Genomic DNA, 5,976 nt, shown 5'->3' on the forward strand with positions numbered 1-5,976 from the left:
GTCCGGGGCGAGCGCGGCGCTGGCCAGCACGAGGTCAGGCGCCTCGCGCGCCGCGATGGCCCGCGCTTCGTCGATCGAGCCGGCCTGCAGCACGTGATAGAACCCTTCCGACAGTTCGACCTTGAGGACGATCCTGTTGGTGGCCAGTGAATCGACGACCAGAATTTTCCCTGACATGTGCCGCACGCCTTTCCGACTTGCCCTTTTTATGCAGTCGACTATCCATGGGACTGGTTAAGAAAACCTTTCCGGGAATTAGGACAGATGAAGGCCACGCGGGAAAATGCCGAGACACTTGCCCTGACCTGCCTTGAATGGCTGGTCGGCAATGACGAGTTGTTGCCGGTGTTCCTCGGCGCGACCGGGACGTCGGAAAACGACCTCAGGGCCCGGGCCCGGGATCCCGAGTTTCTCGGCGCCGTGCTGGACTTCGTGATGATGGATGACGCGTGGGTCATGGCGTTCTGCGAGGCGCGCGACCTGTCCTTCGAGGCACCGATGCAGGCGCGGGCCGCCCTGCCGGGCGGCGGGGATATGAACTGGACATGAACGGGAGTAAAGGCATGCGCAGGGTGGACGGCCTGCTGTTCGACAAGGACGGAACGCTTTTCGATTTTCACGCCACGTGGAGCGCGTGGGCCGGTGGGGTGATCGAGCAGCTTTGCGGCGGCGACGATGCGGCGCGGCGCCGGCTTGCGGAGGCGATGCACTATGACCTCGGCCGCGCGCGGTTCCTGCCGAGCAGCCCGGTGATCGCGGGGACCAACCGGGAGGCCGCCGAATGCGTCGCCGGTGCGCTGCCCGGCCGGGATGTTGCCGAGATCGAGCATTTCCTGATGGTCACCTCCGCCGAGGCGCCGCTGGCACCCGCGGTGTCGCTGGCCCCGTATCTGGACGGGATGCGGGCCGATGGTCTTGCGCTTGGCGTGATGACGAACGACACCGAATTCGGCGCGCGGGCGCATCTTGGCGCGGCGGGGGTGGACGGCCATTTCGATTTCATCGCCGGGTTCGACTCGGGCCATGGCGCCAAGCCCGCGCCGGGCCCGTTGCTGGCCTTCGCCAAGGCCGTCGGCCTTGCGCCGGACCGCGTGGCGATGGTGGGCGACAGCACGCATGACCTGATCGCGGGCCGCGCGGCGGGGATGCGGACGGTGGCGGTGCTGACGGGCACGGCGGTCGCGCCCGATCTGGAACCCCTTGCCGACGTGGTGCTGCCGGATATCGGGCATATCCCCGGCTGGCTGACTGCCCCCGCATGAGCCACCATCCCCTCTTCGGTCTCCTGCTGGCCTTTGCCGGGGTCATGGTGCTGACGCCGGACGCGCTATTCATGCGGCTTTCGGGGATGACGGGATACCAGATGGTGGGGTGGCGCGGCCTGCTGATGGGGGCCGTGATGCTGTCGGGCTGGCTGTTGTCCAGCCGCGACCGGGGCGCGGACCTCGCGCGCATGGCATCGGGCGCGGGGCTGGCCATCGTCGGCTGTCAGTATGCGAATGCCACGCTTTTCAGCCTCGGAATCGGCAACGCGCCTGTGCCCGTCGTGTTGTTCGGCGTCGCGACCGTACCGGTTTTCGCCGCGCTTTTCGCGCGCGTGATCACAGGTGAGCCCACGCGGCGGGCCACATGGGTGACGATCTTCGCGGTCCTGACCGGCATCGGGATCGCCGTGTTCTCGGGCGAGGACGGCGCGGTCACGTTCAACCGCGCGGCCATGCTCGGCGCGATCGCCGGCCTTGGCGTGGCCATGGTGCTGGCGCTGAACTTCGTCGTGCTGCGCGCGCGGCCCGACCTGCCGATCCCGCTGGTGATCGGGCTGGGCGCGGTGCTGGCGGGCATCACGGGGGTCCTCGTGACCGGCCCGGGGCAGATGGGGCAGGGCGCTGTCTGGGCCATCGCGATCACCGGGGCGGTGATCCTGCCCGTGTCGTTCTTCTCGATGTCGCTGGCGTCGCGCTACACCCATGCCTCGAATGTCAGCCTGCTTCTGCTGCTGGAAACGGTGCTCGGGCCGTTCTGGGTCTGGCTCGGCATCGGCGAGGTGCCGACCCCGGGCATGGTGCTGGGCGGGGTGGTCGTAGTGGTCAGCCTGGCGCTGTACGTGATCCATACCGGCCACCGGAAGCGCCGGCGCCGTCCGGGCTGAGCATTCCCGCGGACCTGTCTCAAAAACGACAGTTTTCGTCGCGTGACGGCATACAACGGCCGGGTCGCGGGTGTTTGCTGGGCAATCAGGACGCGACAGGGAGAGCGAGCATGGCCGAGACAGTCAGGCGCAAGCGGCGCAGCGGCGGGCGCGCGGGCAACGCGGAACGCCGCGGCAGCGCGGTGATCGAACAGATGCCGTGGAACCCGCCGGTGAACATCGACAGGCCGGTCGAACCGCTGGACGAGGCCGGCGTGCAGGCGATTCATGACGGCGCGATGCGTATCATCGAAGAGATCGGGGTGCAGTTCCTGAACCCCGAGGCCGTGGAGATACTGCGCGGATCGGGCGGCTGCCAGATCGACGGCGAGACCGTGCGCATGGGCCGCGAGTTCGTGATGGAGATGATCGGCAAAGCCCCGCGAAGCTGGACGATCACGCCGCGCAACCCCGACCGCGCGATCACCATCGGCGGCGGGCACATGAATTTCGGCAACGTCTCGTCGCCGCCCAGCTACTGGGACATGAATATCGGGCGCAAGGTGACGGGCACGCGCGAGAAATGCCGCGACCTGCTGAAGCTTAGCCAGTTCTTCAACTGCATTCACTTCGTCGGCGGTTACCCGGTCGAGCCGCAGGACATCCACGCCAGCGTGCGGCATCTGGACGTGCTGCATGACAAGCTCACGCTGACCGACAAGGTGGCCCATGCCTATTGCCTCGGCCGCGAACGGGTCGAGGACGTGATGGAGATGGTGCGCATCGCCGGCGGGCTGTCGCACGCGGAATTCGAAGCCGCCCCGCACATGTATACCAACATCAACTCCACCTCGCCGCTCAAGCATGATCACCCGATGCTCGACGGCTGGATCCGCATGGCCCGGCGTAACCAGGGGCTGATCGTCACGCCCTTCACCTTGGCGGGGGCAATGGCGCCGGTCACGATGTCCGGCGCGGTCGCTCAGAGCCTCGCGGAGGCGCTGTGCGCCGTGGTGCTGGCGCAGGTGATCCGGCCCGGCGCGTGCTGCGCGATCGGCACCTTCACCAGCAATGTCGACATGAAGTCAGGTGCGCCGGCCTTCGGCACGCCAGAGTACATGCGCGCCACGCAGATGACCGGGCAACTGGCGCGGTTCTATGGCCTGCCCATGCGGGCCAGCGGCGTTTGCGCGGCGAACGTGCCGGACGGGCAGGCGATGTGGGAGACCTCGAACAGCCTTTGGGCCGGCGTGCAGGCGGGGGCCAACATGATCTATCACGCCGCCGGGTGGCTGGAGGGCGGGCTGATCGCCAGCCCCGAGAAATTCGTGATGGATTGCGAGGTTCTGCAGCAGATACAGCGCTACATGGACCCGATGCTGACCGCGACCGGCCCCGACGAGATCGCCGTCGACGCGGTGCGCGAGGTCGGCGGGCAGGGCCATTTCTTCGGCATCCAGCACACGCAGGACCGCTACACCACGGCGTTCTACGCGCCATTCCTGAGCGACTGGCGCAATTACGAGGCATGGGAGGCCACGGGCGGGGCGTGGACCGCCACCCGCGCGCATCAGGTCTACCGCGACATCATCGCCGGGTTCGAGGCGCCGCCGATGGAGGAGAGCCGCCGCGAGGAACTGGCCGCTTTCGTCGAGCGGCGCAAGGCCGAGGGGGGCGCGCCGACGGATTTCTGAAACCGGGCGCGGCAACGCGTCGGCAAGCCGTCGGCATCGCGGCGGGCCATGAATCCTCGACACATGCACGGTCATGAATTTATACTCGGCCCGTTGAAACAATCAGAACGACGGGAGGTATCATGAGAAAACTGTTCACAGCCCTGGTCATCGCGGGCCTGCCCATGGCGCAGGCATCGGCAGAGGAGGAGCTTGACGTCAGGATCAATGGCGAGATCGCGAGCGTCACGGTCGAGACCCCGGACGGCCCCGTTAAGATCATGCGCAACCAGGACACGGACGCGACGATCGATCCCGCCTACGCCAAGACGTCGCGCGAATGCCCGCCGTTCTGCGTGCAGCCGATGCAGGTCGCGCCGGGCGTGACCACGGTGGGCGAGATCGAGCTGCTGGAGTTCGCGGAACAGGGCGGCAAGCTCATCGATGGCAGAACGCTGGACTGGCATCTTGACGGGACGATCCCGGGCGCGATCAACATGCCCTACACGGAAATGGCCAGCCGCCTGGACGAGGTCGGCTGCACCGGCAGCCCGGGCGACTGGGACTGCACGAACGCCGAAGAGGTGCTCTTGTTCTGCAACGGGCCGTGGTGCGGTCAATCCCCCATGGCGATCAAGGCGATGCTGCGCGAGGGGTACCCGGCCGAGAAGATCCATTATTACCGCGGCGGGATGCAGGCGTGGCACGGTCTTGGCCTGACCGTCGTCGAGGGCCAGATGTAAGCGCCACCGGGGCGGGCGCCCGGCATGACTTAACCCGGGCGGGGTGGCCGGCGGGCCGCAATTAAATCCCGCGGCCGTCTTTAACCCCGCCGCGCGGGGCGCTAACCTGCGCCGCACGCGAAACGGGCGGAGGAATGAACGGGTGGCCGAAATCATCATGGTCCGGCACGGGCAGGCGAACAGCCACGCGACCGACGAGGCAAGCTATGACCGCCTGTCGGAGCTGGGGCGCGTGCAGGCGGGCTGGCTGGGGACGCATCTGCGCGCGACGAACCCGCATTTCGACCGGGTCATCACCGGTACCCTGTCGCGGCAGGAAGATACCGCGCGCGCCATGGGCTACGAGATCACCGCGCAGGATACCCGCCTGAACGAGTTGAGCTATTTCGCGCTGGCCCGCGCGCTGGAGGTCCAGCACGGCGTGCCGGCGCCGCGCGATGCCACCGAGTTCGCAACGCACCTGCCGCAGGTGATCGACCACTGGACGCGCGGCATGCTGTCGGACGTGCCCGAGACCTATGATTGTTTCGCCGCGCGCGTGACCGGCGCCATCGACGAGATCTGCCGTAGCCCCGGCCGGGTGCTGGTGGTCACGTCGGGCGGGGTGATCGGCATGGTGATGCGCCACGCGCTGGAATTGCAGAACGGCGGGATGGCGCGGATGATGCTGCAGATCATGAACGCGTCCCTGCACCGGTTGGAATACGTGCACGACATGCTGATGGTGGGGGCCTTCAACGCCACCCCGCATCTGGACACGCCCGACAGGGCGCATGCGCGGACCTACGTTTGACAGCGGCGGGCCGATCGGGACGACACGACGGAAGGGTAGTCGATGACACATTTGTGGGTCCGCGCCGAGCAGCGCCCGAACGAGGACCGCGTCGGGCTGACGCCCGAGGGCGCCGCCGCGCTGATCGGGCAGGGGATGACCGTGACGGTCGAGGAAAGCGCCGCACGCGCCATCCCGATCGAGGGGTATCGTGCCGCGGGATGCGCGATCGCGCCCGAGAACAGCTGGCCCGGCGCGCCGGCGGAGGCCATCATCTTTGGCCTGAAGGAGTTGCCCGATGACGGCACGCCGCTGTCGCACCGGCACATCATGTTCGGCCACGCCTTCAAGGGGCAGCACGCCGGCCGCCGCCTGCTGGACCGCTTCCGCGCCGGGGGCGGTACGCTCTATGATCTTGAATACCTCGTGGATGGCGAGGGCCGTCGCGTCGCCGCGTTCGGCTACTGGGCGGGCTACGCGGGGGCGGCGGTGTCGCTCAAGGCGTGGGCGGCGCAGCGCGCCGGGGGCATCTGCCCGCCGGTGACGACCTATCGCGACAAGCAGGCGCTGCTTGCCGAGCTCGCGGCCGACCTCGGTACGGGGCTCGGGCATCACCCTTTTCATCTTCGGCGGCGTTGCCGAGATGGAGAACGAGCCCCC

General features: G+C 67.8%; 6 protein-coding genes and 1 pseudogene. All 7 read left to right on the forward strand.

Going from position 1 to position 5,976, the window contains the following annotated elements:
- Nucleotides 1–264: 264 nt before the first annotated feature.
- Nucleotides 265–549, forward strand: a complete 285-nt coding sequence (locus tag ACH107_RS29285) for a DUF3572 domain-containing protein (RefSeq protein ID WP_412509242.1) — start codon at nucleotides 265–267, stop codon at nucleotides 547–549.
- Between the two features lie 14 nt (nucleotides 550–563).
- On the forward strand, nucleotides 564–1,262 hold the full coding sequence (locus tag ACH107_RS29290) for an HAD family hydrolase (RefSeq protein WP_412509243.1): 699 nt from the start codon (nucleotides 564–566) through the stop codon (nucleotides 1,260–1,262).
- The gene (locus ACH107_RS29295) at nucleotides 1,259–2,149 is read left to right on the forward strand and encodes a DMT family transporter (RefSeq protein WP_412509244.1); all 891 of its coding nucleotides are present in this window, start codon (nucleotides 1,259–1,261) and stop codon (nucleotides 2,147–2,149) included. The genes ACH107_RS29290 and ACH107_RS29295 overlap by 4 nt, the downstream gene beginning before the upstream one ends.
- Before the next feature lie 110 nt (nucleotides 2,150–2,259).
- Entirely contained in the window at nucleotides 2,260–3,822 is a 1,563-nt protein-coding gene (locus tag ACH107_RS29300; RefSeq protein WP_412509245.1) for a trimethylamine methyltransferase family protein, read from the forward strand.
- Nucleotides 3,823–3,944: 122 nt separating this feature from the next.
- A complete protein-coding gene (locus ACH107_RS29305) occupies nucleotides 3,945–4,544 on the forward strand; it encodes a rhodanese-like domain-containing protein (protein ID WP_412509246.1) in 600 nt (199 codons plus the stop codon).
- Nucleotides 4,545–4,686: 142 nt separating this feature from the next.
- On the forward strand, nucleotides 4,687–5,337 hold the full coding sequence (locus ACH107_RS29310) for a histidine phosphatase family protein (RefSeq protein WP_412509247.1): 651 nt from the start codon (nucleotides 4,687–4,689) through the stop codon (nucleotides 5,335–5,337).
- 42 nt (nucleotides 5,338–5,379) lie between these two features.
- Nucleotides 5,380–5,976 (forward strand): annotated as a pseudogene (locus tag ACH107_RS29315) (saccharopine dehydrogenase); the annotation flags it as partial.

It is taken from the genome of Roseovarius halophilus (ex Wu et al. 2025), assembly GCF_047086965.1.